Source organism: Actinophytocola xinjiangensis (genome assembly GCF_001921215.1).
Taxonomy (GTDB): domain Bacteria; phylum Actinomycetota; class Actinomycetes; order Mycobacteriales; family Pseudonocardiaceae; genus Actinophytocola; species Actinophytocola xinjiangensis.
In genome coordinates this window covers 136,205-160,943 of record NZ_MSIF01000019.1, presented here as the reverse complement: position 1 = coordinate 160,943, position 24,739 = coordinate 136,205, and the positions used below count along the sequence as shown (strand labels likewise).

Sequence of the window (24,739 nt, the reverse complement as noted above, 5' to 3'; positions counted from 1 at the left end):
ACCGATAAGGTCCGCGTGCCACCCCCCAGTTGGAGGAACGATGAGTGTCGTGGACGAGGGCGCGGAGATGGTCGGCAGTGCGCCCGAACGGCGGCGCGAACAACGCGGCTGGGTCTGGTACGACTGGGCCAACTCGGTGTTCCCCACCTCGGTGGTCACCGTGTTCGGCTCCAACTACCTGGTGGCCGTCGCGACCGACTCGGCGAAGGCGAACACCGCGCTCAACGGGCCACGACCCTGTCTCGGGACCGACGGCCAGGACAGCACGCTGATCAACTGCCAGATCGACGTCCTCGGCTGGCACGTGCAGGCCGGCTCGATGTGGGGCTACCTGCTCGCCCTGGCCGCCATCGTGCACGTGCTCGTCGTGCCGCTGGTCGGCGCGATCTCCGACCGCACCCAGAACAAGCGGCGGATCCTGGCCACCTTCGCCTTCGGCGGCGCGCTGGCCACCGCCGCGCTCGGCCTGGTCTCCGACGGCAACTGGGGCCTGGGGGTCCTGTTCTTCGTGCTCGGCAACCTCGGGTACGGCACCTCGGTGGTCGTGTACTACGCGTTCATCCCGGAGATCGCGACCGCCGACGAACGCGACCGGCTCTCCACCAGGGGCTGGGCCTTCGGCTACCTCGGCGGCGGTGTCGCGCTGCTGCTGCAACTGATGATCTACCTGTTCCACGACAGCCTCGGCATGGCCGAGTCGACGGCCGTGCGGCTGATCTTCGTCATCTCCGCGGTGTGGTGGGCCGGGTTCGCGATCATCCCGCTGCGCGCGCTGCGCACCCACCAGCGACCCCACGGCACCGAGCACGGCGCCGGGTCGGTACTGGTGGCCGGGTTCCGGGAACTCGGTGAGACCCTGCGGGCCGCGCGGGCCTACCCGCTGACACTGGCGTTCCTGGGCATCTACCTGATCTACACCGACGGGATCTCCACGGTCGCCAACGTGTCGGCCCAGTACGGGCGCGAGGAGCTGAAGTTCGACGAGGACGTGCTGATCGTGACGATCCTGATCGTCCAGTTCATCGCGTTCTTCGGCGGGCTGGCGCACGGCTGGCTGGCCAGCCGGCTGGGCACCAAACGCACGATCATGATCAGCCTCGCGGTGTGGGTGCTGGTCATCGGCGCCGCGTACTTCGTCGAGGCCGGCCAGCAGCTGCAGTTCTACGGGCTCGCGGTGGGCATCGGGCTGGTGCTCGGTGGCACCAACGCGCTGTCGCGGTCGCTGTTCAGCCAGCTGGTCCCGCGCGGGCGGGAGGCGCAGTACTTCTCGATCTACCAGATCGGTGAGCGGGTGGGTGAGATCGCCGGGCCGGTGATCTTCGCCGGGGTGGCCGGCGCGACCGGCTCGTTCCGACCGGCGATCATCTCGATGGTGATCTTCTTCCTGGTCGGGCTCGTGCTGCTGTACTTCCTGCCCGTTCGCAAGGCCATCCGGGCAGCCGGCAACCAAGAGCCCACGGTCGTGTAGATAGGGTCCCGAACGTGGAGCCGACGCCGAACTTCGCCGACCCGACCGACGCGCTGTCCTCGGTGCCCGCCGCCGGGTCGCGGCGGGCCGTCCCCGTGGTGGGGCACCTGCGTTTCTACTACGGCCCGATGGACTGCGGGAAGTCCACGCTGGCGTTGCAGGTCGATCACAACCAGGCCCGCCAGGGCCGGCGGGGGCTGCTGCTGGTGCACCTGGACCGGTCGGGCAAGCCACAGATCTCCAGCCGGATCGGGATCACCCGCACCGCGATCGAGGTGCACGTCGAGGTGGACCTGCGGGACCTGGTGCGGCAGCGGTGGGCCTGCGGGGACCGCGTGGACTACGTGATCGTGGACGAGGCGCAGTTCCTCACCCCCGATCAGGTGGATCAGCTCGCCGAGTTGGCTGACGACGTTCAGGTCGACGTGTACTGCTTCGGCATCGCCACCGACTTCCGCAGCCGGCTGTTCCCCGGGTCGCGGCGGCTGTTCGAACTGGCCGACGAGCTGCAGCCGGTCCAGGTGGACGTGCTGTGTTGGTGCGGTCTGCCGGCCCGGTTCAACGCCCGGGTCCAGGACGGTGACGTCGTGCGTGACGGAAACACGGTTCTGGTCGCCGATACCGACGATACGGAACGTGATCTTCACTCTGTGGTCGCCACAACTACTGTGCGTTACCAGGTTCTGTGTCGTCGGCACTTCCGCCTGGGTGACCTGGGGCCTAGTGTGGCGGCACACGGTCAGCTCCAGCTGACCTGAGGGCCAACTCGACCAGGGCGATCCCCCAAGTGGGCGATGCTGGCGACTAATCGGGAGACGCGCGCGTCACGAACCGGTTCGCGGCGCGTCTACTCGGTGGAAACTTGAGTTGGAGGGATGTTGTAGGTCACCCTGAGCAACCGGACGCGGCGGGCGGGAACGAATCGTGGCGGCCGGGCGTTGCTCTTGGTAAGCATGACCCTGGCTCCAGCTGGAGCGGGAGCCGAACGAAAGGACGTCGCGATGGCCGACCGTGTACTCCGTGGAAGCCGACTTGGCGCGGTCAGCTACGAGACAGACCGCAACCACGATCTCGCCCCACGCCGCACCATCCGGTACGCGTGCCCCAAGGACCACGAGTTCGAGGTCCCCTTCTCCGACGACGCCGAGGTCCCGGCGATGTGGGAGTGCCGCCTCCACGGCACCGTGTCCAAACTGATCGACGGCACCGAGCCGGAGACCAAGAAGGTGAAGCCGCCCAGGACGCACTGGGACATGCTGCTCGAACGCCGCAGCATCCCCGAGCTGGAGGACCTGCTGGCCGAGCGCCTGCAGGAGCTGAAGGTGCGCCGCAGCCGCTCCGCCTGAGCGAACCGACCACCGCACCGATCACCGTGAATGCCCCGTCCGGGACCTCGTCCCGACGGGGCATTCACCGTCACGGACGCTTGGTGAACAGCGAACGGACCTGGGTGCCCCGTCGCCGCAGCCCCCACTTGGTCACCCGGATCAGCGCCTCGCGGATGATGTCGCTGCTCATCTTCGACTGGCCGCGCTCCCGCTCGGTGAACGTGATCGGCACCTCGACCACCGTGAACCCGGCCTCGATGGTGCGCCAGGCCAGGTCGATCTGGAAGCAGTAGCCCTGGGAGGCGACGTTGTCGATCCGGATCTTCTCCAGCGCCTCACGCCGGTAGGCGCGGAAGCCGGCCGTGATGTCCTTCACCTTCGCGCCCAGCGCCATCCGCGAGTAGAAGTTCGCCCCCCGGGACAGGACCTGGCGCTGCACCGGCCAGTTGATCACCTTCCCACCGGGCACCCAGCGGGAGCCGATCACCAGGTCGGCGTCGCCGAGCGCGTCCAGCAGCCGGGGCAGGTCCTCCGGGGCGTGCGAGCCGTCGGCGTCCATCTCCACCAGCACCGCGTAGTCCCGCTCAAGCCCCCAGTGGAAGCCGGCGACGTAGGCCGCGCCCAGCCCGTTCTTCTCCGTGCGATGCATCACGTGCACGCGGCCGGCCGAGTCGGCCTTGGCCAGCTCGTCGGCGATCTCGCCGGTGCCGTCCGGGCTGCCGTCGTCGACCACCAGGACGTGCGCCGTCGGCAGCGCGGCGTGCAGCCGGGCCACGATCGGCTCGACGTTGTCCCGCTCGTTGTACGTCGGGATCACCACCAGCACCGGCTCGAGCTGGTCTGCCATGCGTCGTTCTCCTCCTCGTCGGCGCGTGCGCCGGATACGTCGTGGCTACTTGGTGCGTGCGCGGCGCCGGGTGACGATCGCGGTGGCCAGCGCGGCGAGTCCGGCGAGCGCCATGACCCACTCCGGGCTCGAACCGAGTCGATCGGACAGCGTAGTCGTTGACCGTAACGCCACCCGCTCGACCGGAGCGGCGTCGGTGAACATGCCCGTCGCCTGGCTGACCGAGCCGTCGGGACGCACGAACGCGCTGACCCCGCTGGTGGCAGACACGACCACGGTGCGGCCGTGCTCCACCGCGCGCACCCGGTCCATCGCCAGCTGCTGGTAGGTCATCTCCGAGTGGCCGAAGGTGGCGTTGTTGGTCGGCACGGCCAACAGGTTCGTGCCCTCCGCCGACTCGCGCACCACGTCGTTGAACGCCACCTCGTAGCAGGTCGCCAGGCCCACCTTGGCGTTGGCCATGGAGAACACGACGGGCTTGTCGCCCGGCACGAACCGGCCGGCCCGGTCGACCGTCGAGGTGAAGATCCGGAAGAACGAGCGCCACGGCATGGTCTCGCCGAAGGGCTGGAGCTTGCGCTTGGTGTACTGCTCGACCGGGCCGCGTTCGGGGTCCCACAGCAGCATGGTGTTGCGCGGCAGGTCGTCGTCGCCGATGAGCACCGAGCCGACCGCGATCGGCGCGTCGATCGCCCTGGCCGCCCGTTCGATGCCCGCCCAGGCGTCGGCGTTGCGGTAGGGGTCGATGTCCGAGGAGTTCTCCGGCCAGATCACCAGGTCCGGCTGCTCCTCGCGGCCGGCGGCGACGTCGCGGGCCAGTCGCTCGGTGCGTTCGACGTGGTTGTCCAGCACGGCGCGGCGCTGGGAGTTGAAGTCCAGGCCGGCGCGCGGCACGTTGCCCTGCACGATGGCCACGACCGCCGTGCCGTCGTTGGCGTCGGTGCCGACCAGCGGGAGCGCGCCGAAGGCGGCCGCGACCGGCAGGACCGTGGCCAGGGCCGGCGCGAGCACCTCACGCACGGTCCGCTTCCGGTCCACGACGACCCGGCGGATCAGCGCGGCGGCGCCGAAGCCGGTGAGGGTGACGGCGAAGGCGATCAGCGGGGTGCCGGCGACACTGGCCAGCGGTAGGTAGATCCCGTCGGGCTGGGTGAACGCGATGTTGCCCCAGGGGAACCCGCCGAAGGGAAACAGCCAGCGCAGTACCTCGCCGGCCACCCACAGCAGCGCGCCCCAGACCGGCCAGGCGGGCAGACGCATGACCACGGCCAGCGCGGCACCGGACAGTGCCACCAGCAGGCCCTCGGCCGCGCTCAGCGGCAGCCAGGCGACCGGGCCGACGAACACGCCCGTCCAGGCGAGCAGCGGGACCATGTAGCCCAGACCGAACCACAGTCCGTAACCGAATCCGGCCCGTGTGCGACGGCCGTACACGACCAGCGCGAGCGCCGCGAAGGCGATCGGGGCCAGCCACCACAACGTGCGCGGCGGCCCGGACAGGTACAGCAGGAATCCCGCCGAGGCGGCGATGGCTGAGCGCAGGAGCACCCCGGGCAGGACGTGCCTGCGCGCCGGGGGCTGGTCCGGTTCGTCGGACAACGCCGGCGGTTCCGGCGAGAGAGCGGGGGCGACCACCTGGCCAGCGTACGGCGTCCATTGTTGACTCTTCGTCACCCCGACCACCAACGCCGTTCCCGCACCTGGTTTCGAATGCCCGTTCGAGCCGTCGGCGCAGGTCAGCCCGGGGGCCCGGGCGACCGGCGCGGGGGCGGTGGACGCGGGCGTGTCCGGCGTCCGGCGGTGCGCCCGCGATATCCGGATGGCCGGCGAAAAGAATTCCGCGAAAGAATCATCGGGCCGTGCGTCGGACGGGTCGTTATTGGTCCATTGTGGACGGACAGATCAGTCAGGAGTTCGACGGGGAGCGGGAATGCGTGTCGCCGCCTTCAGGGCGTCGGCGCGATCACGGCCGACGTCCACCCATTCGGCCCCGTTCCAGACGCTGTAGGTCCACTGACAGTCAGCGTCCACGTAGCCGGATATCACCCCGGGGACCAGTTCGTTACTCATGCCAGTAAGGATCCTTCAATACAAGGTCATTAGGGAGTACTGTCAACCGGACGGAGGCAACCTCTCTAAGGAGGGTCACCATGCGTGGCGGCTGTAACTGTGGATGCGGCGGTTGTGGCAACAGTGGATGTTGTGGCGGCTCCTGCGGCTGTGGCTGACATCCCCTGACGGGGCACTGATTGGGCCCCGATCGAGCACTGTTCGAGGCATGGTACGTGCCGCCACCAGCGGCGATTCAGTCAGGTTCGATGATGGCGGCACGACCACTCGAACAACTCGAGAACACCTGGAGCGGTATTCTCCCGAACGAAACAATCCGTCCCCATCGGACAAATCGCTCCCTCTATCAAATTGCTCCGATTTCTCCGGCGGGCCCATTTCTTTCTCGCCCCCGCGCATGCCCCCTCTCGGTTGACCAGGTACTTTCTCCCGCGGACGTGCCGACCACGTGATCGTCCGCTCGGTCCCCAACGGTGAACGGAGGGTGCACTGAACGTGGCGCTCCGGTGACGTGCGGCCATACTGCTGCCGACGATCATCGGAGGGAGGGCGTTGATGCGCCTGCGACTCAAGCCCCGGGACACCCGGTTCTTCGACCTGTTCAGCGTGGCCGGCACGAACATCGCCTCGGCGGTCGAGGTGCTGCGCGAGTTCGTCGCCGCGCCGACCGAGGCACGGGCCGACCTGGCCAAACGCATGCACGACGCCGAGCACGCCGGCGACGACGCCACCCACGACATCATCGAGCAGTTGGACCGCTCGTTCATCACCCCGTTCGACCGCGAGGACATCTACCGCCTCGCCGTGCGCCTGGACGACGTCATCGACTACATGGACGCCGCCGTCGACCTGGCCACGCTCTACGACCCCGAGGCCCTGCCCGACGGCGTGGGCCGGCAGGTCGAGCTGCTGGAGGAGATGGCCAAGCTCACCGCCTCGGCCATGCCCCGCCTGGCCACCCTGCGGCACCTGACCGACTACTGGGTCAAGATCAACGAGCTGGAGAACGAGGCCGACCAGGTCTACCGGCGCTTACTCACCTACCTGTTCAGCGGCGAGCTGGAGCCGCTGACGGTGATGAAGCTCAAGGAGATCATCGACCAGCTCGAGTCGGCGGCCGACGCCTTCGAGCACGTGGCCGACGTGGTGCACAGCATCGCGGTGAAAGAGTCCTGATCGGTGGAACTCCTCGCGCTCATCCTGGTCATCGCCCTGGTGACCACGTTCGACTACACCAACGGCTTCCACGACGCCGCCAACGCCATCGCCAGTGCCGTGTCCACCCGGGCGCTGTCGCTGCGCGGGGCGCTGGGCCTGGCGGCCGTGATGAACCTCATCGGCGCCCTGGCCGGCACGGGCGTCGCGGTGACCATCGCCAGTGGGGTGATCGCCACCCCCAGCGGCGACGCCGGCCTGATGGTCGTCGGCGCCGCGCTGATCGGCGCCATCCTGTGGAACATCACCACCTGGTACTTCGGCCTGCCGTCGTCCTCGTCGCACGCGCTGATCGGCGGCCTGGTCGGCGCCGCGCTCGCCTCGGCGACCCAGGTGCACTGGTCGGGGGTGCTGACCAAGGTCGCCATCCCGATGGTGCTCTCGCCGCTGGTCGGGCTCACCCTGGGCTACCTGGTGATGTTGGGCATGCTGTGGGCGTTCCGCAAGGTCAACGCGCACGCGGCCGGGCGGTGGCTGCGCCGGGCACAGATCCTGTCGGCCTCCAGCCTCGCGCTGGGCCACGGGCTGCAGGACGCGCAGAAGAGCATGGGCGTGATCGTGCTCTCGCTGGTCATCACCGGTCACCAGAGCGACTACTCGGTGCCGTTCTGGGTGATCCTGCTCTGCGCGACCGCGCTGGCGGCCGGCACCTGGTCGGGCGGGCTGCGGATCATGCGCACGCTGGGCCGGCGCATCTTCAACCTCACCCCCGCGCACGGGTTCGCCGCGGAGGTCTCGGCGTCGTCGGTGCTGTACCTGACGGCGTTCGTGTTCGCCGCGCCGGTCTCCACCACCCACGTGATGACCTCGGCGGTCATGGGCGTCGGCGCGACCACGCGGCGCTCGGCCGTGCGCTGGTCGGTGGCCGGGGACATCGCGATCGGCTGGGTGCTCACCGCACCGGCGGCCGCGACCATCGCCGCGCTGGCCTACGGAGTGGTCTCGGTGTTCTGACGGAAGTTCTCCGCGTAGCGGGCGCGCTGGAGGGCCTGGGCGTCGTGGTCGCGGGCCTCACGCACGGCCTTGGCCGCGCCCGGCTCGTGACCGTGCTTGACCGCCCGCAGGTCGGCGCTCTCCTCGACGTAGGACAGCGAGAAGTAGGCGCCGACGATGACCAGCAGCAACGCCATCGCCAGGCGCAGCCCGATCGGGCCGGGGACCAGCAGGCAGGCGGCGGACAGCGGCAGGACCAGCACGCTCATCCGGGCGACGTGGCGCCAGACCCAGGTCCTGGCGGTGACGTCGGCGAACACCCAGTCGTGCAGGGAGGTGGGCAGCCGGCCGCCCACGGCGTACCAGAGCCACTGGATCGGGTTCGGTCGTTCAGCCATGTTGCTACACTAACACTTAGTACGCTAATCGTTAGGGTGATACATGAAACAGATTGACCTCGGCGAGGACCCACTCGCACTGGAACGACAGGTCTGCTTCGCGCTGTCGGTCGCCTCGCGCAGCGTCATCGGGATCTACCGGCCACTGCTCGAACCCCACGGCCTGACCCACCCGCAGTACCTGGTGATGCTGGCGCTGTGGCAGAAGTCCCCGCGCACCGTCCGCGACATCGGCCAGACCCTGCGCCACGAACCCGCGACCCTGTCCCCCATGCTCAAACGCCTCGAAGCCCTCGGCTACGTCGAACGCCGCCGCGACACCGCCGACGAACGCCAACTCGCCGTCGGCCTGACCGACGCCGGCCGCGCCCTGCGCGCCGAGGCGGAGAAGATCCCCTACCGGGTCGTCGAACAACTCGGCATGGAGGTCACCGAACTGGAGGAACTGCACACCATGCTCTCCCGCGTCATCGCCGCCACCCGGCCATGCTGACCGTCGGCTCGGTCGTCCTCGGCGTCAGCGACCTCCCCCGCGCCCAGCGGTTCTGGACCCAGGCCCTCGACTACGTCCCCCGCGACACCCCGGAACCCGACTGGGTCGTCCTGCGCCCCCGCACCGGCGCCGGCCCCAACATCTCCCTGGGCACCAGCGAGACACCCGTCCAGCCACGCCCCCGCGTCCACCTCGACCTCTACACCACCACCCCCGAGGCCGAGATCGACCGCCTCCTCGGCCTGGGCGCCACCCAGGTCAACTGGCCCGACTACCCACCCGACGCCGACTTCACCGTCCTGGCCGACCCCGAGGGCAACCGCTTCTGCGTGATCGACACCCGCTAGCCGTCGGCGAGGAGGTGGCGGCGCATGACCTTGCCGGTCGCGTTGCGGGGCAGGGTGTCGACGAACACGACGTCGCGGGGGACGGCGAAGCGGGGGAGGTGGTCGTGGACGTAGTCGCGGATCGTGGTGGCGGTCAGGGCGGCACCCTGACGCAGGACCACGTACGCGGCGAAACGCTGGCCGAACTCGCGGTCGGGCACGCCCACCACCGCCGCGTCGGCCACCTGCGGCAGGGTCAGCAACAGCTCCTCCACCGGTCGCGGGAAGACGTTCTCCCCACCCGAGATGATCATGTCGTCGTCGCGGCCGGAGACGAACAGGCGGCCGTCGGCGTCGAGGTGGCCGACGTCGCCGGTGACCATCAGGTCGTCGTAGCGGCGGTTCGTGCCGCCGCCGGTGTAGCCCTCGAACAGCATGTCGTTGCCGACGCAGATCTGGCCGACGACACCGGGCGGCACCGGCTCACCGTCGGCGTCCAGGATGCCCACCCGGGTCCCCAGCGGGCAGCGGCCGGCCGTCGTCGGCGCGGCCCGCAGATCGGCCGGATCGGCGATGCTCGCCCACGACACCTCCGTCGACCCGTACAGGTTGTACAGCACGTCACCGAACTCGGTGAGGAACGCCGTGACGAACCGCGCCGACATCGGTGACCCGCTGCTGGCCACCACCCGCAGCGACGACGTGTCGTAGGCGCGGCGCACCCTCGCCGGCAGATCCATGATGCGCTGCAACATGATCGGCACCGCGAACAGCGACGTGCACCGGTGCCGCTCCACCAACTCCAGGGTCTGCTCGGCGTCGAACCGGCGCGCGAGCACCAACTGCGCGTGCAGCGGCATCCCCAGCTGCAACGCGGCCAGCCCCCACGTGTGGAACAGCGGCGCGGCGACCAGCATCCGTTCCCCGTCGCGCAGCGGGATCCGCGACAGCACGGCCGCCGCGGTGCGCAGCCCGTGCGGGTTGCGGCGCCGGGCGCCCCTGGGGTTGCTGGTCGTCCCCGACGTCAACACGATGATCTTGCCGGGGGCGGTCGGCGGGCGGACCCTGTCCTGGGACGCCGCGTCGATCAGCTCGTCCACCGTCGGACCGCCCTCACCCCACGTACACACGCGCGGCAGCGCCGGCGGCAGCTCGTGGGTCAGCGGCACGAACTCGTCGTCGAGCAGCAGCACCGCCGGGCGGTGGCTGTGCACGGTCTCGGTGACCTGGGCGGCCGACAGACCGGTGTTGAGCAGCAGACTGTGCGCGCCGAGCTTGCCGCACGCGATCAGCGCCTCCACCAACGCCCCGTGGTTGCGGCACATCAGCGCCACCCGCCGGCCCTGCCGCACCCCGAGCTCGGCCAGCGCGTTGGCCAGCCGCGTGGTGCGCGCGTCGACATTGGCGAAGGTCAACACCCCCAGATCGTCGGCGATCGCCACGGCCTGCGGGACCCGCGCCAGCGCCGCCTGGTAGCCACCGGCGACCGTCGCGCCCCACCGGGCCAACGCGTTGAGCTGTTTGAGAACCCGGTCCGGGCGACCCGGCGCCAGGATGCCCGCGCGGGTCAGCACCTTCGCCACCGCCAACTGCGACTTGCTGGTCGCCGTCTGGTCCAGCCGCGAACGCGACACGGTCAGCGGGGTGCCCGACAGGTGCGCGTCGATCAGGCCGATCGCCCGGCGGGCGCGTTTACGCAGCCAACCGGCGGTGACCACGGTCGGCGGCTGGATCGGCGGCAACGACAACGTCAACGACAACTGGCAGCGGCCATCGTCCAGGTCGGCCAGGCGCAGCGCCACGTGCCCGCCCGGCCAGTGCGGGCTCACCGCCACCAGGTGCTCCGGCGGGCGGTGCACCAGGATCTCGACGTCGTTGCGGTACACGGCACCCTGGCCGACGCACAACCGCATCTCGTAGCGGCTGCCGGCGCCGTGCTCGGCGTGCCCGGCGCGCTCCACCCAGCTGATCTCCCGCACGAACCGGGGCAGGGACTCCAGTTCGCACAGCAACGCCCACAGGCGCTCCCTCGGGTGGTCCAGGACCTCCACCACTTCGACCAGGTCTGCCGCCACCGCGCCCTCCGATCGCCAGCGAACACCCGGAGCCCTCTACCAGCAGCCCGCTCCGTGACGGAGCAAGATCCGGTTGCCGCGAAGCATCTCAGGCCGGGGCGGGAACCACCACGGTCGCGCTCGCCCTGGTTGCCACCAGCGGCGGATCGAGCACGTCGGCCGCCGACGGGCCACGCTCGGGCGCCGCCCGGCACAGCACGCGCGCCTCGAACGCCACGTCGCGGGAGCGGTTGCCGACCCGGGTCAGGGTCGCGGTCACCTCGACCACGTCACCGGCCTGGATCGGCGCCAGGAACTCCACGGTCGAGTAGCCGGCCAGCAGACTCTCGTCGCCGTCGGTGTGGATCGACAGATCCGTCGCCACGTCACCGAACAGCGCCAGCCCGTAGGCGCCGTCGACCAGGTTCCCGCCGTAGTGGGCGTGCGCGTAGGGCACGTACCGGCGGTGGGTCACCGAGAACCCGACAGTTGGACTCATGCGTTCCCCTTCATCGCGTGCACCAGGAAGGAGGCGACCTCGCCGGGGGTGGTGCCCCGGCCGAAGACCCGGTCCACCCCCAACTCCCCCGCCATCAACGGATCGAACCGGGGGCCGCCGGCGATCAGCACCGGCCGCCGCTCGCCCATGGCCTCGTTGAACGCCGCCGACATCTCGCGGGTGTTGAGGATGTGCGCGTCGCGTTGGGTGACGACCTGGGAGACCAGGACGGCGTCGGCCTTCTCCGAGCGGGCCCGTTTCACCAGCTCCGGGACGCTGACCTGCGCGCCGAGGTTGATCACGCGCAGCTCGCGGTAGTACTCCAGGCCCTTCTCGCCGGCGAAGCCCTTGATGTTGAGGATCGCGTCGATGCCCACGGTGTGCGCGTCGGTGCCGATGCAGCCGCCGACCACGACCAGCTTGCGGCGCAACGACTTGCGCACCGCGCCGTTCACCTCCGACGGCGAGAGCAGCGGATACTCGCGCTCCACCACGGTCACCGCGTCCAGGTCGACGATGTGGCTGGCCGAGCCGTACACGACGAAGAACGTGAACGAGTCGCCGATCCCGTGGGAGTGCACGACCATCGCCGGGTCCAGGCCCATCTTGGTGGCCAGCTGCAACGCCGCCCCGTCGGCCTTGGGCCCCGGCGGCACGGGCAGCGTGAACGACACCTGCACCATCCCGTCGCCGGTGGTGTCCCCGTAGGGGCGAACGTGCCGCTTGGTCATTTCGTGGCCCCCTCGGTGTTTTCTGGTCGCTCCCGCCCCTGCGCTGAGCCGGCGTCTTCCCTCTTCGCGTGCTCGGCGCTGGCGCGCCTGCGCGCGCTCATCAGTCCAGACGCCGACCGCTCCGGAGCTCCCGCTCCTTCCAGCAGGTCCGACGCCGGATTCAGGTAGCCGTCGGCCTTCTCGATCACGCCGTCGGCGCCCTTGCCGGCGTCCGGGGGGCGTTTCATCAGGCCGAACGTGCCGTCGGCGATGGCCGGGAGCAGCCCGTCGCGCACGATGCGGTCCAGCAGGTCGACGGCCTCGTCCAGGACCTGGTGGGCGCGCTTGACGATCAGCCCGCCGGGCGCGGGCCGGAAGTCCTCCCGCAGGCCCGCGGCCGCGTTCAGCACGTAGCGGACGTTGCCCAGCGCCAGGTCGCGGTCGGACAGGAACGGCGTCACCACCGCCTCGGTCATCATGCCCACCAGCAGGATCGACTGCCCGGTCAACAGGCCGGCCAGGTTGAAGAACCCGTCGAGCAGGTAGCCCTTCCACACGTCGCCGGTCATGTGCTTGGTCGGCGGCATCCACTTGAGCGGGGCGTCCGGGAACAGCTCCCTGGCCAGCAGCGCGTGCGCCAGCTCCAGCCGGAACGACTCGGGCACCTCCGGGTTGATCTCGAACGCGTGCCCCAGGCCCAGCAGCTCGTCCGGCAACCCGGCCTCGTGCGCGAAGTGCTCGTTGAGCAGCTGGGACACGGTCACCGTGTGCGCGGCCTCGACCGCGTCGGCGGTGGTCAGGTAGTTGTCCTCGCCGGTGTTGATGATGATCCCGGCCCGCGCGTGTACCTGCCGGGAGAACCGCTGGTCGACGAACGTGCGGATCGGGTTGATGTCGCGGAACAGGATGCCGTACATGGAGTCGTTGAGCATCATGTCCAGCCGCTGCAACCCGGCCAGCACCGCGATCTCGGGCATGCACAGGCCCGAGGCGTAGTTGGTGACCCGGATGTAGCGGCCGACCTCCTTGGACACCTCGTCCATGGCGGCGCGCATGATCCGGAAGTTCTCCTGGGTGGCGTAGGTGCCGGCGAACCCGTGGTGGGTGGCGCCCTCGGGCACGTAGTCCAGCAGGGACTGGCCGGTGGAGCGGATGACGGCGATGACGTCGGCGCCGGCGCGGGCGGCGTTCGCGGCCTGCACCACGTCCTCGTCGATGTCGCCGGTCGCCACGATCAGGTAGATCCACGGGCGTTGCGCCGGGTCGCCGTGCCGGGCGACCAGCCGGTCGCGCTGGGCGCGGTTGCGGTCGACGGTCCGCAGCCCGCGGGCGACCGCCGTGCGGCCGGCCTTGGCGGCGCGGCGGGCGTCGGCGCCGGTCGGTACCCGGTACCGGATCTGGCCGGCGGCGGTGGCCTCGGCGAGGTCGGTGAGCGTGGCCAGGTCGTGCTCGCGCAGCGCGTGGAACGCCGGCGTCACCACGCCGTGCTCCAGGCCGCACTGCTCGCGCACGGTGTCGACCACCCGGTTCACCCACGGCACGTCACCGGCCCGGTGGCCGGTGTCGGCGCCGGTGATCCCGGCCAGGCGCAGCGTCGCCCGCTCCACGGCGACCGTGGTGTGCGCCCTGGCGATGTCCACCACCGGCTCGGCGGCCAGCGCCGCCAGCCGCCGCGCGGTGGCCACCACGTCGGGGTCAAGGTCCAGCAACGCCACTCAGCTCACCTCAAACATCGTTGTTCCGTCGCGGACCAGCCGAACACAGCGGCGCTCGCGCCACACCGCGAACGTCGCCGGCGCGCCCGGGGTCAGGTCACCGGTCCAGTCCTGCCCGGCGGCGATCCGCCCGCCCCGGGTGTGCGCGGCGAACGCGGCCGCCTCGTCGATCCCCGAGCCGGGCGTGCGGTGGTGCACCGCCGCGTCGACCGTGGCCCACGGGTCGACCGGGGTGACCGGCGCGTCCGAGCCGAACGCCAGCGTCAGGCCGGCGGCGGCCAGGGTGGCGAACGGGTTGAGCGCGGCGGCCCGCGCACCGAGCCGCTGGGCGTACATGCCCTCGCGCCCGCCCCAGGCGGCGTCGAACAGCGGCTGCACCGAGGCGACGACCCCGAGCCGGGCCAACTCGTCCGCCTGCTCGGCGGTGATCATCTCCAGGTGCTCCAGCCGGTGGCGCGACCCGGCGAGTGCCTGCTCCCCCACGACCTTCTCCGCGCGCCGGAACCCGGCGACGACCTCGGCCACGGCCGCGTCCCCGATGACGTGGAACCCCGCCTGCCGGCCCGCCTCGGTGCAGGCGACCAGGTGGGCGGCGATCTGTTCGGCGTCCAGGTAGCGGGCGCCGCTGGTGTGTGGGGCGTCGGTGTACGGGGCGTGCAGCGCGGCGGTGCGCGAGCCGAGGGCGCCGTCGACGAACAGGTCACCGGCCAGGCCCCGGGCGCCGGGCGGGCACGGGCCGCGTTCACCCCAGTAGCCGACGACCTCGACCGGCGAGTCGAGGGCCAGCAGCTCGTCGAAGTCCTCGCGGCCGGCGATGTCCGGGCCGCCGCACTCGTGCACGCTGGCCACGCCCCGCGACGCGGCGTGGGTCAGGAACGCCCGTTGGGCGGCGTGCCGCTGCTCGGCGCTCAGGCCGGCGCGGGCCGCGCCGCGCACGTGGTGGTGGGCGTCGCGGGTCAGCGGGCCGTCGGGTGACCAGCCGGGGGCGGTGCGCGCGGCCGGGGCCAACTCGACCAGCGCGGTGCTCGCCAACGCGGAGTGCACGTCCACCCGCGACAGGTACACGGGCGTGTCGCCGGCGGCGGCGTCCAGTTCGGCGCGGGTCGGCGGGCGGTTGTCCGGCCAGGCGGTCTCGTCCCAGCCGTGGCCCCATACCGGTTCGGCCGGGGCGGCGGCGACCCGGTCACGCACGGCGTCGAGCACGTCGGTCAGTGAGGTCGCGGCGGTCAGGTCCAGGCCGGTGCGCAGCAGACCGGCGGCGGTGGCGTGCACGTGGGCGTCGACGAACGCGGGTGTCACCAGCGCGCCGGCCAGGTCGACCGTGGTGGTGGCCTGGCCGGGGTAGTCGTGGCCCAGCCAGGTGAGCAGACCGCCGGCCACGGCCAGCGAGGTGGCCGGCGACCCGTGGACCCGGGCGCCGGTGAACAGGGTCGTCATGTCCGGGAAGTGTGCCGTTCACGCCGTTCGAACAGCTCGCGCACCCCCGGCTCGGAGCGGATCAGGTCGATGGCGAACTCGGCGTGTCCCGGCACGTAGCCGTTGCCGATGAGCATCCGCACGTCGGCCGCCAGGCCCTCGGCGCCCAGCGCGGCGGCCGGGAAGGAGGTGGCCATGGAGAAGAACACGATCGTGCCGCCGTCGGCGGTGGCCAGCACCGCGCCGTGCTCACAGCCGGGTACGTCCACACACACCACGGTCACGTCGACCGGGGTGCCGACCGCGTCGGCCACGGCCAGCGGGTCGCGGGCGTCGGCGATCACGACCTCGTCGGCCAGGCCGGCGGACAGCACGTCGTCGGCCTCCCGCTCGGTCGGCACCAGCGCGACCAGCCGTTCGGCGCCGGCGCGGCGCGCGGCGGCCAGCGAGAGGCTGCCCGACTTGCCGCCGCCCCCCAGGACCAGGACCGACGGTGCCGGTCCGGCGGAGCGGACGACCCGGTCGGTGAGCGCGGGGGCGCCGCACACGTCCAGCACCGACAGGGCCAGCTCCTCGGGCAGGTCGGCGGGCAGGGTCGCGGCGATCGAGCGGCCGAACAGCACCGCGGTGCCCCGGCAGGGGACCTGCTCGCCCTCGCCGGACCAGTCGGCCAGCCCGTCCTCGATGCGCAGCGGGGTCAGGGTCAGCGACACCAGGGTCGCGATCCGGTCGCCGACGCGCAGGCCGAGCGGGGACTCCGGGCCGACCTCACGGACGGTGCCGAGCAGCATGCCGCCCGACCCGGTGACCGGGTTGTGCATCTTGCCGCGCGTCTCGACGATCTCCAGGACCGCGCGCCGGACCGCCTCCGGCGAGCCGTGCTGCTCACGCAGCTGACGGTAGGAGGCGGCGTCCAGGTTGAGCCGGCTGACGTCGACCAGGACCTCATCGGGAGACAACCGCGGGTCGCTCGACAGGCGCCACGCTTGTTGCGGGAGCACGCCGGCCGGTTCCACCACGCGGTGCAGCCCGTACGCCGAAGAAGTCACGTGGCCCGCCATCCTTCCGTAGGATTTGCGCTTACACTGGCTTGTGACAGCATATCTTTACGCAACACTAGCGTCGAGGAGAACAGATGACGGCGTCTTCATCGCACCAGAACCCCGCCGCCACCACCGTCTCCGATGCGGTCGAGGAGACGGTGCGCCAACCGTACGAGTACCGGCGCACAGAGCTGGTCGAGCCCGACTGGCGGCGCTTCCCCGGCTGGCGAGAAGTCACCGAGGCCCAGTGGCGTGACGCCCAGTGGCAGCGCGTGCACTGCGTGAAGAACCTCAAGCAACTCCGCGCCGTGGCCGGCGACCTGCTGGAGGAGTCGTTCTACGACGACCTGCTCGACGACCAGCAGCGGCACGCCACCATGTCGATGCTGCTGCCGCCGCAGATGCTCAACACCATGGCGCCCACCGTCGACGGGTCGTTCACCAAGGCCTTCCTGCACGACCCCGTGCGCAAGTACATGCTCCCGGTCGCCAGCGACCGCGACCCCACCTGGCCCAGCCACCCGCACTCCTCACGCGACTCGCTGCACGAGGCCGAGATGTGGGTCGTCGAAGGGCTCACCCACCGCTACCCGACCAAGGTCCTCGCCGAGCTGCTCTCCACCTGCCCGCAGTACTGCGGGCACTGCACCCGCATGGACCTGGTCGGCAACTCGACCTCCCAGGTCGACAAGCACAAGCTGACCCTCAAACCGGTCGACCGCCAGGACCAGATGATCGACTACCTGCGCCGCACCCCCGGCGTGCGCGACGTCGTGGTCTCCGGCGGTGACGTGGCCAACGTGCCCTGGCACCAGCTCGAGGCGTTCCTCATGCGGCTGCTGGACATCGAGACCGTCCGCGACATCCGGCTGGCCACCAAGGCGCTGGCCGGCATGCCCCAGCACTGGCTGCAGCCCAAGGTCGTCGAAGGCCTGGAGCGGGTCGCGCGCACCGCCGCCCGCCGGGGCGTCAACCTGGCCATCCACACCCACGTCAACCACGCCCAGTCGGTCACCCCGCTGGTCGCCGAGGCCGCCCGCACCGCGCTGGAGGTCGGCGTCCGCGACGTACGCAACCAGGGCGTGCTGATGCGCGGCGTCAACGCGACCCCCGACGACCTGCTCGACCTGTGCTTCGCGTTGCAGGGCGAGGCGAACATCCTGCCGTACTACTTCTACATGTGCGACATGATCCCCAACGCCGAGCACTGGCGGGTCGCCGTCTGGGAAGCCCAACAGCTCCAGCACGCCATCATGGGCTACCTGCCCGGCTACGCGACGCCCCGGATCATCTGCGACGTGCCCTACGTCGGCAAACGCTGGGTCCACCAGCTCGCCGACTACGACCGGGAACGCGGCATCTCCTACTGGACGAAGAACTACCGCACCGGCATCGAACGCGACGACCCCGACGCGCTGAGCCGCCGCTACCCCTACTTCGACCCGATCGCCACCCTGCCCAGGACCGGTCAGCGCTGGTGGGCCGACAACCCCGACGGCGGACTCGACCCCGAGTAGCCCGAGCGGCCACGACAGCGGCCACGACAGCGGCCACGACGTCGTCCGGCGGACCGCAGGGGGCCCGCCGGACGACCGCTGTCCGCACTCAGCCGAAGTGGTCCGGGTCCGGACCGGTACGCAGACCCTGGTCCAGGGTGCCGATCGCGGCCATGTCGTCCTCGCCGAGCGCGAAGCCGAACACGTCCAGGTTCTCCCTGATCCGCGCGGGCGTCACCGACTTCGGGATCACCACGTTGCCCAACTGGAGGTGCCAGCGCAGCACCACCTGCGCCGGTGTGCGGGCGTGCCGGCGGGCCACCTCGCCCACCACCGGGTCGGCCAGCAGCTCACCGCCCTTGGCCAGCGGACTCCACGCCTCGGTCACCACCCCCAGCTCGGCGTGCAGCTCCCGCAGCTCGGCCTGCTGCAGGTAGGGATGCAGCTCGACCTGGTTGACCGAGGGCACGGTGCCGGTCTCGGCCACGATCCGCCGCAGGTGCGCCGGCTGGAAGTTCGACACGCCGACCGCCCGGACCCGCCCGCCGGCCAGCAGGCTGACCAGCGCCCGCCACGTCTCGACGTACCGGTCCGAGGACGGCGCCGGCCAGTGGATCAGGTACAGGTCCAGGTAGTCCAGGCCGAGCAGCCGCAGGCTGGTGTCGAACGCGTGCAGCGCCCGGTCGTGGCCGTGGTCGTTGTTCCACAGCTTGGTCGTCACGAACAGGTCCTCGCGGGCGACACCGGAGGCACGCAGCGCCGAGGCGACGCCCGGTTCGTTGCCGTAGGCCTTCGCCGTGTCGATGGCGCGGTAGCCCGCCCGCAACGCCTCGGACACCGCCGCCTCGGTCTCCTCGTTGGGCACCTGGAACACACCGAAGCCCAGTCGAGGCATCGCGACCCCGTTGTTCAGCTCGACGGTGGGAATGTGGCCGGAGTTCATGCCCACTGATGTACCCGCCGGCGGCCCAGCCATTCGGCGCGCGGTGGGTGATCGTCCGCACACGCTCCGAAGTGCCGTCTTCTCGGGGTACCTCACACCCTCTCCCTGGTGAACACTCACCGCGACCGTCGTACACGGTGAGCGACCACGTGTCTACCGAGGAGAGTCGTGTCCATCCGAACAAGAACGGCCGTGCTCGTGCCGGCCCTCGCCGCCAGCCTGATCGGGCTGACAGCGGCGATCCCGGCGCACGCCGCCCCCGCGCCCGACCTCGCCGACCAACTGGAGGCCCTGCCCGGCGTCACGGTGACCGCCGAGCAGCCGCCACCCGCCGAGGGTTACCGGTTCTTCCTGCTGACGATCCGTCAGCCCGTCGACCACACCAACCCCGCCGGCGCCACCTTCGAGCAACGCTTCCAGCTGCTGCACCGCGCCCAGGACCGGCCGATGGTCCTGCACACCACCGGCTACAACATGCCCGAGTACGCCTTCCGGTCCGAGCCGACCGCGTTGCTGGACGCCAACCAGATCTCCGTCGAGCAGCGGTTCTTCAGCCCGTCGCGACCCGACCCGGCCGACTGGGACACGCTCACCATCTGGCAGGGCGCCACCGACCACCACCGGATCGTGCAGACCCTCGCACCGCTCTACACCCAGGCGTGGATCTCCACCGGGGCCAGCAAGGGCGGCATGACCTCGGTCTACCACCGCCGCTTCTACCCGCGTGACGTCGACGGCGTGGTCGCCTACGTGACCCCCAACGACGCGAACAACCGCGCCGACACGGCCTACGACCGGTTCTTCGACACCGTCGGCACCACCCCGGCCTGCCGCACCGCGCTCAAGGCCCTGCAGCGCGAGGCACTGAACCGGCGCACCGACCTGGTCACCCTGTACGACGCCTACGCGGCGGACAACGACCTGACCTTCGACGAGGTCTTCGGCTCGTCCGACAGGGCCTTCGAGATGATCGTGCTCGATCTGGAGTGGGTGTTCTGGCAACACTCCAGCGAGGCCGCCTGCGACACCGTGCCCGGCGCCGACGCCACCACCGAGGAGATCTTCGCGTTCATCGAGACCATCGCCGTCCCGAGCTTCTACTCCGACGAGGGCATCACGCCCTACGCGCCGTACTACTACCAGGCCGCCACCCAGCTCGGCTGGCCGCAGCCGAAGTTCCGCTACCTCAAGGACCTGCTGCGCTACCCGAACCTCTACGTCGCCAACTCCAGCCTGCCGGCCGACCTGCGTGCCCCGCACGACCCGTTGCCGATGTCCGATGTGGACAGATGGGTCAGCCGTGAGGCCAGCGAGATCCTGTTCGTCTACGGCGGCAACGACCCGTGGGGTGCCGAACGGTTCCACCCCGGCGGCCCGGACACGCACACGTTCACCGCACCCGGCGCCAACCACGGCGCCGACATCGAACTGCTCACCCCGGCCGACCGCGCCTCGGCCACCGCCACCGTGCTGCGCTGGGGCGGCGTGGAGGCGGTGACCGCTCCCCTGGCCTCCGCCGCGCTCGCCGAACTGGACCAGCGCGACCCGAGGAACCAGCGCTGGCCGATGTGACCCGTGCCTGCGCCGCTGGCCCCGGTCAGCGGCGCAGGCGGGCCGCCACCAGCAGACCCGACGCCACCACCAGCACCGGCAGCCCCGAGGGCAACACCATCAGCGCGGCCACCACCGTCCAGACGGCCAGCGTCCAGGTCACGTAACCCGGCAACGCGCGCCCCTGCCGCGCCGAACCCGCCAGCACCAGCCCCAGCAGCAGCGTCGGCACCGCGAAACTGCCCACCGACAGCCAGAACCAGGCCAGCGGCTGGCCCATCGTGTCCCCCGGCGACAGCGAGGTCCACAGCGGGCCGCCGGGCACCCAGTCCGGCAGGTGGTCCAGCGATCCGCCGACGAAGAACAGCAGGTGCATGGCCGAAACCACGGCGAACAACCCGCCGGCCCAGACCGTCATCGTGCGGGCACTTCCGGTCAGCGTGTCGGTACTCACGGTCCCCATGATCCACCGACGCGGTCGGGCACCGTCGGTGGGAGTCTCTACACTCGACGCCGATGCGACCGTCTGGATGGCGAGGCTGGTTCGCGCTCGCGCTCGTAGTCGTGCTCTGCAGCGTCTTCGTGTTCGTCGCGTCCCGACCCTCCGAGGAACCGACCCGACCACCCGGCCCCCCGCGCGACGCGCCCCGGGTGATCGTCGCCATGGGCGACAGCACCATCTCCGGCGAGGGCGCCGGCGACTACGAACCCGGCACCGACGGCGAGGACGGCAACTGGTGCCACCGCTCGCCACACGCCTTGATCAACAAGACCGGGATGCGGGCCGTGGACCACGCCTACAACCTCGCCTGCTCGGGCGCACCCTCCGCCCAGGTCGGCCTCGGTGACGCCGAGCAGTACACCGAACCGTCCCAGGCAGAACGCCTCGGCAAGATCGCCGAGAAGGAACGGGTGGTGGCCGTGGTGGTCGCCGCCGGCGCCAACGACGACCCCGCCTTCTCCCACGTCCTCAACTCGTGCGTCGAGGCGTGGACCGGCCGCGGCCAGGCGTGCAGCGACATCATCGGCCCCGAATGGGGAGAACGCGTCGACCGGATGGTGCCCAAGCTCACCGGCGCCCTCACCGACATCCGCTCGGTCCTGCACGACGCCGGCTACGACAACGACGACTACCAACTCGTCGTCCAGTCCTACGCGGCGCCGATCAGCCCGAACGTCGCCGACGGGCTGCAGGACCTGTCCGGCTGCCCGTTCCGGTCGCAGGACCTGCGCTGGGTCGAGGACACCGCCGTGCCGGTGCTCACCGCCGGCGTGCGCCAAGCCGCCAACGAGGTCGACGCCCGGTTCCTGGACCTGTCCCGCTCCGCCGCCGGACGCGAGGCCTGCTCACAGGCCAGCGACCCCGACAGCGAGTGGTTCCGCCGGCTGGCCGTGCAGTGGAACGACCTGCAACACGAGGACCGGGCCACCCACGCACTGCAGGAGTCCTTCCACCCCAACGCACTTGGCCACGCCCAGTTCGGCCGCTGCCTCGGCGAGTTCCTGGCCACCGCCGACCGGGCCGCCGCCTGCCTACCCGGCGACGACGGCGACCTGCACGCCGCCACCAGCGCCGGCTCCTGACCGGCCGCGCGGAGGCGGGGCACGACCGGCGAGGGGAACGTCCGAGCCGCACTGGCGCGGGTGGAACACCTCCACCACTCGCGACCGGGGTTGTCCACAACCCATCGGCCAAACCCGAAAACGCCCCTCTTCTCGACTAGCCTGGAAATCGGGGGGCCCCCGGCGCGCGGCCACTCAGGTGACGCCGAACCACGAGAGGGTCGGTCGCTGGGCTACGGCGACCGGGTCTCGCCGCGTGAACTGGCCGGCGAGTTTCGGACAGTCGCGGTGGTGGGGCCGACCGTGCCGGGGAGTGGGCACGGCCGGCCCGCGCGAACCCCCGACGTCAGCCGGTCAGGGAGATCTGGTCGCCGGTGACCCGCACCGCGCGCTCGGGCAGCGGGCTCGACGCCGGGCCGGCGGTCACCGACCCGTCCGCCACGGCGAACTTGCTGCCGTGACAGTCGCAGTTGATCGTGCCGGCCTGGACGTTGCCCACCAGGCAGCCCTGGTGGGTGCACACGGCGGAGAACGCCCGGAACTCGCCCTCGGTCGGCTGGGTGATCACCACTTCCTGGTCGGCGAACACCGTGCCGCCACCGACCGGGATGTCGGCCGTCGAGGCCAGTCCGGCCGGTACCTCCTCGGTCGTCTCCGGTGGCGCCGGCTGCGTGGTGTCCGGTGTGGTGGTATCGGCCGGGGCGTCGCCGGTGACGATCTCGCCGTCGGCGGTGACCGTGACCTGCTGGGACTCCAGCGGGCTCGGCGCGGGCCCGGCGGTCACCGCGCCGTCGGCCACGGCGAACTTGCTGCCGTGGCAGTCGCAGTTGATGGTGCCGTCGGCGACCTCGTTGACCAGGCAGCCCTGGTGGGTGCACACGGCGGAGAACGCCCGGAACTCGCCCTCGGTCGGCTGGGTGAGCACCAGTTTTCTGTCCTTGAGGATCGTGCCGCCGCCCACGGGAACGTCCTTGGCCAGCCCGAGGACCTCGCCGGTCGGCGGTGCCTTCACCGGTTCGCCGGTGTCGGCCTCGGCCGGACCGGCCGGGCCGCCGTAGCGTGCGCACGCCGACGCCAGGCCGCACACCGCGACCGTGCCGGCGACCGCGGTCCGCCTCGGCAGCACCGGGGTGTTGTCTTTCATCGATCTCCCTGCCTTCAGAAGGACACGCCGTACTCGGTGAAGAACCACACCGAGGAGGTCAGCCACAGCCCGGTGAGCCCGGTGAACACCACACCGCCGACGACCGGCAGCAGCCACGCCGGCTTGTCGTGCTTGGTGAGCACGATCATCTTGCAGACGAAGACGCCGTAGAAGAAGCAGCCGAGCAACGAGTGCACCAGCACCCGGGTGTCGAAGCCCTGGAACCCCAGGGCGTACAGGCAGTGCGCCGCCACCGGCAGCGACACCAGCACCGCCAGGCGCCCCGACCAGCGGTGCAGGATCCCGGCCACCCGGCCGTCACCGTGCACGCCGGGCAGCCGGCCCCACATGGCCAGCGACGAGACCACCTGCACCACGGCCAGCACGAACGCGATCGTGCCCAGCCAGGTTTTGGCGTGCAGCCCGGTGGAGAACCCGGCGAGGCTGAACGCCTGGTTGGTCGGCTCGTGCACCTTGCCGTACACGCCGATGGTGACCATGACCAGCGAGCCGATCGCCAGCGCCATCACCACGCCCCGGTAGCCGCCCCGCTCCGGTTCGTCCTCGTCCTCGGCGACGCCCCACTCGCCGGTGTTCCACGTCGTGGGCATCGCCGAGGGCCTGGACCAGTGTTGGGGTACCGGCTGGGTGGCGTCGCCGTCGGGTACCGGGCCGGTCGGCCCGAATTCCTGGGTCATCACGTACGTTCTCCCGTCTCCCGCTGACGTCGGATCCGCGTCAGAACGTGGTGTTCCCGGCGACCTTGTCCGCCTCGACGCGTTCGCCGCCGAAGGTCACCGCGCCCCTGGCCGGGTTCAGCGGCGGCGCGGGCTCCGACCGGCCGTCGCTGGTGGCGATACCGACCTGGGTGCCGTCGGGCAGGACGATCCAGCCGATCGTGGCCTCGGCACCCTCGCCCCGGTACAGCCCGGCGGGGGACTTCGCGACCGGCGCGGTGAACGGCAGTCGCCGGCCGGCGACCGTGACCGTGCCGGCCAGGTTCTTGCCGTCGAGGGATCCGACGACCCGGTTGGCGCCGTTCTTGGACCGCAGGTCGAGCTTCCCGTCGACGGCGGTGCCGCGCAGCCACGACTCGACCTGGGCGCCGTCGCAGATGTAGGCGGCGGCCTGCTCGCCCTTGATCGCCACGGCGATCGTCATCGGGCCGCCGTCGACCTCGCCGGCGTAGACCGCCTCGGCCGGGAACGCCGGCGCGGCCGGCGGTTGCTCGACCGGAGGTGCTCCGGTGCTGGTCTCCGCGGGTGCCGTGGTCTCCACGGGCGTGGTGGTTTCCGGGGGCGCTGCCGGGGTTTCGGTCGCGGTGTCGGTCGCCGTGTCGGTCGCTGTGGCCGCCACGTCGCGCGCGGCGGGTGGCTGCTCGGCCACGACCAGGCCGCCGACCGAGTTGACCGTCATCATCCCGACGAGCCCACCCAGGACGACCACGGCGGTCACCAGCGGTCCTCGCACTGCCATGCCAACTTCTCCTGTCCCCGCGTCCTGCCGGATGGTCTGGCGCGAAGTCGC

General features: G+C 71.0%; 24 protein-coding genes. 10 read left to right on the top strand and 14 right to left on the bottom strand.

Going from position 1 to position 24,739, the window contains the following annotated elements; all coding sequences use genetic code 11:
• The first annotated feature begins 40 nt into the window (after positions 1–40).
• The 3 genes from BLA60_RS30415 to BLA60_RS30405 all read left to right on the top strand — a co-directional run bounded on the left by BLA60_RS30415 (position 41) and on the right by BLA60_RS30405 (position 2,814).
• On the top strand, positions 41–1,468 hold the full coding sequence (locus tag BLA60_RS30415) for an MFS transporter (RefSeq protein WP_075136456.1): 1,428 nt from the start codon (positions 41–43) through the stop codon (positions 1,466–1,468).
• A 14-nt stretch (positions 1,469–1,482) separates the two neighbouring features.
• Entirely contained in the window at positions 1,483–2,226 is a 744-nt protein-coding gene (locus BLA60_RS30410; RefSeq protein WP_075136455.1) for a thymidine kinase, read from the top strand.
• Between the two features lie 243 nt (positions 2,227–2,469).
• The gene (locus BLA60_RS30405) at positions 2,470–2,814 is read left to right on the top strand and encodes an RNA polymerase-binding protein RbpA (RefSeq protein ID WP_075136454.1); all 345 of its coding nucleotides are present in this window, start codon (positions 2,470–2,472) and stop codon (positions 2,812–2,814) included.
• A 70-nt stretch (positions 2,815–2,884) separates the two neighbouring features.
• Here the strand turns inward: BLA60_RS30405 and BLA60_RS30400 are convergent, their stop codons facing one another.
• Both BLA60_RS30400 and lnt read right to left on the bottom strand, forming a co-directional pair.
• Positions 2,885–3,643 (bottom strand): polyprenol monophosphomannose synthase, encoded by a 759-nt coding sequence (locus BLA60_RS30400; protein ID WP_075136453.1) that lies wholly within the window; start codon positions 3,641–3,643, stop codon positions 2,885–2,887.
• A gap of 45 nt (positions 3,644–3,688) precedes the next feature.
• Positions 3,689–5,278, bottom strand: coding sequence for an apolipoprotein N-acyltransferase (gene lnt, locus BLA60_RS30395; RefSeq protein ID WP_084735409.1), 1,590 nt, complete (start codon positions 5,276–5,278; stop codon positions 3,689–3,691).
• Positions 5,279–6,268: 990 nt separating this feature from the next.
• On the opposite strand from lnt, the gene BLA60_RS30390 reads away from it, so the two are divergent.
• Both BLA60_RS30390 and BLA60_RS30385 read left to right on the top strand, forming a co-directional pair.
• Positions 6,269–6,889 (top strand): DUF47 domain-containing protein, encoded by a 621-nt coding sequence (locus BLA60_RS30390; protein WP_075136452.1) that lies wholly within the window; start codon positions 6,269–6,271, stop codon positions 6,887–6,889.
• Between the two features lie 3 nt (positions 6,890–6,892).
• Positions 6,893–7,882, top strand: a complete 990-nt coding sequence (locus BLA60_RS30385; protein ID WP_075136451.1) for an inorganic phosphate transporter — start codon at positions 6,893–6,895, stop codon at positions 7,880–7,882.
• On the opposite strand, the gene BLA60_RS30380 is transcribed toward BLA60_RS30385, so the two are convergent.
• A complete protein-coding gene (locus BLA60_RS30380; RefSeq protein WP_075136450.1) occupies positions 7,858–8,259 on the bottom strand; it encodes a DUF5313 family protein in 402 nt (133 codons plus the stop codon). The genes BLA60_RS30385 and BLA60_RS30380 overlap by 25 nt on opposite strands.
• Positions 8,260–8,302: 43 nt before the next feature.
• Here BLA60_RS30380 and BLA60_RS30375 point away from each other — a divergent pair, with 43 nt between their 5' ends.
• Together BLA60_RS30375 and BLA60_RS30370 are read left to right on the top strand one after the other, a co-directional pair.
• Positions 8,303–8,752, top strand: coding sequence for a MarR family winged helix-turn-helix transcriptional regulator (locus BLA60_RS30375; protein ID WP_075136449.1), 450 nt, complete (start codon positions 8,303–8,305; stop codon positions 8,750–8,752).
• A complete protein-coding gene (locus BLA60_RS30370; RefSeq protein WP_075136448.1) occupies positions 8,746–9,099 on the top strand; it encodes a VOC family protein in 354 nt (117 codons plus the stop codon). The genes BLA60_RS30375 and BLA60_RS30370 overlap by 7 nt, the downstream gene beginning before the upstream one ends.
• On the opposite strand, the gene BLA60_RS30365 is transcribed toward BLA60_RS30370, so the two are convergent.
• From BLA60_RS30365 to kdd, 6 genes are all read right to left on the bottom strand, one after another.
• Positions 9,096–11,153 carry an AMP-binding protein gene (locus BLA60_RS30365; protein ID WP_075136447.1) on the bottom strand — a complete coding sequence of 686 codons (2,058 nt, stop codon included), beginning with the start codon at positions 11,151–11,153 and terminating at the stop codon, positions 9,096–9,098. The two genes, BLA60_RS30370 and BLA60_RS30365, sit on opposite strands and share 4 nt — an antisense overlap.
• A gap of 88 nt (positions 11,154–11,241) precedes the next feature.
• The gene (gene kal / locus BLA60_RS30360; protein ID WP_075136446.1) at positions 11,242–11,631 is read right to left on the bottom strand and encodes a 3-aminobutyryl-CoA ammonia lyase; all 390 of its coding nucleotides are present in this window, start codon (positions 11,629–11,631) and stop codon (positions 11,242–11,244) included.
• Entirely contained in the window at positions 11,628–12,362 is a 735-nt protein-coding gene (gene kamE, locus BLA60_RS30355; protein WP_075136445.1) for a lysine 5,6-aminomutase subunit beta, read from the bottom strand. The genes kal and kamE overlap by 4 nt, the downstream gene beginning before the upstream one ends.
• Entirely contained in the window at positions 12,359–14,056 is a 1,698-nt protein-coding gene (kamD, locus tag BLA60_RS30350) for a lysine 5,6-aminomutase subunit alpha (RefSeq protein WP_084735408.1), read from the bottom strand. The genes kamE and kamD overlap by 4 nt, the downstream gene beginning before the upstream one ends.
• The gene (locus BLA60_RS30345; protein WP_075136444.1) at positions 14,057–15,493 is read right to left on the bottom strand and encodes an amidohydrolase; all 1,437 of its coding nucleotides are present in this window, start codon (positions 15,491–15,493) and stop codon (positions 14,057–14,059) included.
• Complete coding sequence (kdd, locus tag BLA60_RS30340) at positions 15,490–16,521, bottom strand: L-erythro-3,5-diaminohexanoate dehydrogenase (protein WP_245812232.1); 1,032 nt, start codon at positions 16,519–16,521, stop codon at positions 15,490–15,492. The genes BLA60_RS30345 and kdd overlap by 4 nt, the downstream gene beginning before the upstream one ends.
• A gap of 86 nt (positions 16,522–16,607) precedes the next feature.
• Here kdd and BLA60_RS30335 point away from each other — a divergent pair, with 86 nt between their 5' ends.
• Positions 16,608–18,032 carry a KamA family radical SAM protein gene (locus tag BLA60_RS30335; protein WP_075136442.1) on the top strand — a complete coding sequence of 475 codons (1,425 nt, stop codon included), beginning with the start codon at positions 16,608–16,610 and terminating at the stop codon, positions 18,030–18,032.
• Between the two features lie 88 nt (positions 18,033–18,120).
• Here BLA60_RS30335 and BLA60_RS30330 read toward each other — a convergent pair whose 3' ends face one another.
• Positions 18,121–18,954 (bottom strand): aldo/keto reductase, encoded by an 834-nt coding sequence (locus tag BLA60_RS30330; protein ID WP_075136441.1) that lies wholly within the window; start codon positions 18,952–18,954, stop codon positions 18,121–18,123.
• Positions 18,955–19,122: 168 nt separating this feature from the next.
• Here BLA60_RS30330 and BLA60_RS30325 point away from each other — a divergent pair, with 168 nt between their 5' ends.
• Positions 19,123–20,526, top strand: a complete 1,404-nt coding sequence (locus tag BLA60_RS30325; RefSeq protein WP_245812230.1) for a S28 family serine protease — start codon at positions 19,123–19,125, stop codon at positions 20,524–20,526.
• A 25-nt stretch (positions 20,527–20,551) separates the two neighbouring features.
• Here BLA60_RS30325 and BLA60_RS30320 read toward each other — a convergent pair whose 3' ends face one another.
• Complete coding sequence (locus BLA60_RS30320) at positions 20,552–20,959, bottom strand: hypothetical protein (RefSeq protein ID WP_154814727.1); 408 nt, start codon at positions 20,957–20,959, stop codon at positions 20,552–20,554.
• 62 nt (positions 20,960–21,021) lie between these two features.
• Here BLA60_RS30320 and BLA60_RS30315 point away from each other — a divergent pair, with 62 nt between their 5' ends.
• Positions 21,022–22,089: a GDSL-type esterase/lipase family protein gene (locus BLA60_RS30315; RefSeq protein ID WP_075136439.1), complete on the top strand. Its 1,068-nt coding sequence runs from the start codon at positions 21,022–21,024 to the stop codon at positions 22,087–22,089.
• 325 nt (positions 22,090–22,414) lie between these two features.
• Here BLA60_RS30315 and BLA60_RS45805 read toward each other — a convergent pair whose 3' ends face one another.
• From BLA60_RS45805 to BLA60_RS30300, 3 genes are read right to left on the bottom strand one after another with little or no spacing between them, the layout of a single operon-like run.
• Positions 22,415–23,212 (bottom strand): Rieske (2Fe-2S) protein, encoded by a 798-nt coding sequence (locus BLA60_RS45805; protein WP_084735405.1) that lies wholly within the window; start codon positions 23,210–23,212, stop codon positions 22,415–22,417.
• Positions 23,213–23,226: 14 nt separating this feature from the next.
• Complete coding sequence (locus BLA60_RS30305; protein WP_245812228.1) at positions 23,227–23,910, bottom strand: DUF6529 family protein; 684 nt, start codon at positions 23,908–23,910, stop codon at positions 23,227–23,229.
• A 40-nt stretch (positions 23,911–23,950) separates the two neighbouring features.
• Positions 23,951–24,688, bottom strand: coding sequence for a hypothetical protein (locus BLA60_RS30300; protein ID WP_154814726.1), 738 nt, complete (start codon positions 24,686–24,688; stop codon positions 23,951–23,953).
• Between the last annotated feature and the right edge of the window lie 51 nt (positions 24,689–24,739).

Coding starts and splice junctions, on each gene's coding strand:
- BLA60_RS30415 (WP_075136456.1), top strand. CDS start 41: ATGAGTGTCGTGGACGAGGGCGCGGAGATGGTCGGCAGTGCGCCCGAA.
- BLA60_RS30405 (WP_075136454.1), top strand. CDS start 2,470: ATGGCCGACCGTGTACTCCGTGGAAGCCGACTTGGCGCGGTCAGCTAC.
- BLA60_RS30400 (WP_075136453.1), bottom strand. CDS start 3,643: ATGGCAGACCAGCTCGAGCCGGTGCTGGTGGTGATCCCGACGTACAAC.
- BLA60_RS30390 (WP_075136452.1), top strand. CDS start 6,269: ATGCGCCTGCGACTCAAGCCCCGGGACACCCGGTTCTTCGACCTGTTC.
- BLA60_RS30380 (WP_075136450.1), bottom strand. CDS start 8,259: ATGGCTGAACGACCGAACCCGATCCAGTGGCTCTGGTACGCCGTGGGC.
- BLA60_RS30375 (WP_075136449.1), top strand. CDS start 8,303: ATGAAACAGATTGACCTCGGCGAGGACCCACTCGCACTGGAACGACAG.
- BLA60_RS30370 (WP_075136448.1), top strand. CDS start 8,746: ATGCTGACCGTCGGCTCGGTCGTCCTCGGCGTCAGCGACCTCCCCCGC.
- kal (WP_075136446.1), bottom strand. CDS start 11,631: ATGAGTCCAACTGTCGGGTTCTCGGTGACCCACCGCCGGTACGTGCCC.
- kamE (WP_075136445.1), bottom strand. CDS start 12,362: ATGACCAAGCGGCACGTTCGCCCCTACGGGGACACCACCGGCGACGGG.
- BLA60_RS30345 (WP_075136444.1), bottom strand. CDS start 15,493: ATGACGACCCTGTTCACCGGCGCCCGGGTCCACGGGTCGCCGGCCACC.
- BLA60_RS30335 (WP_075136442.1), top strand. CDS start 16,608: ATGACGGCGTCTTCATCGCACCAGAACCCCGCCGCCACCACCGTCTCC.
- BLA60_RS30330 (WP_075136441.1), bottom strand. CDS start 18,954: ATGAACTCCGGCCACATTCCCACCGTCGAGCTGAACAACGGGGTCGCG.
- BLA60_RS30315 (WP_075136439.1), top strand. CDS start 21,022: ATGCGACCGTCTGGATGGCGAGGCTGGTTCGCGCTCGCGCTCGTAGTC.
- BLA60_RS45805 (WP_084735405.1), bottom strand. CDS start 23,212: ATGAAAGACAACACCCCGGTGCTGCCGAGGCGGACCGCGGTCGCCGGC.
- BLA60_RS30305 (WP_245812228.1), bottom strand. CDS start 23,910: ATGACCCAGGAATTCGGGCCGACCGGCCCGGTACCCGACGGCGACGCC.
- BLA60_RS30300 (WP_154814726.1), bottom strand. CDS start 24,688: ATGGCAGTGCGAGGACCGCTGGTGACCGCCGTGGTCGTCCTGGGTGGG.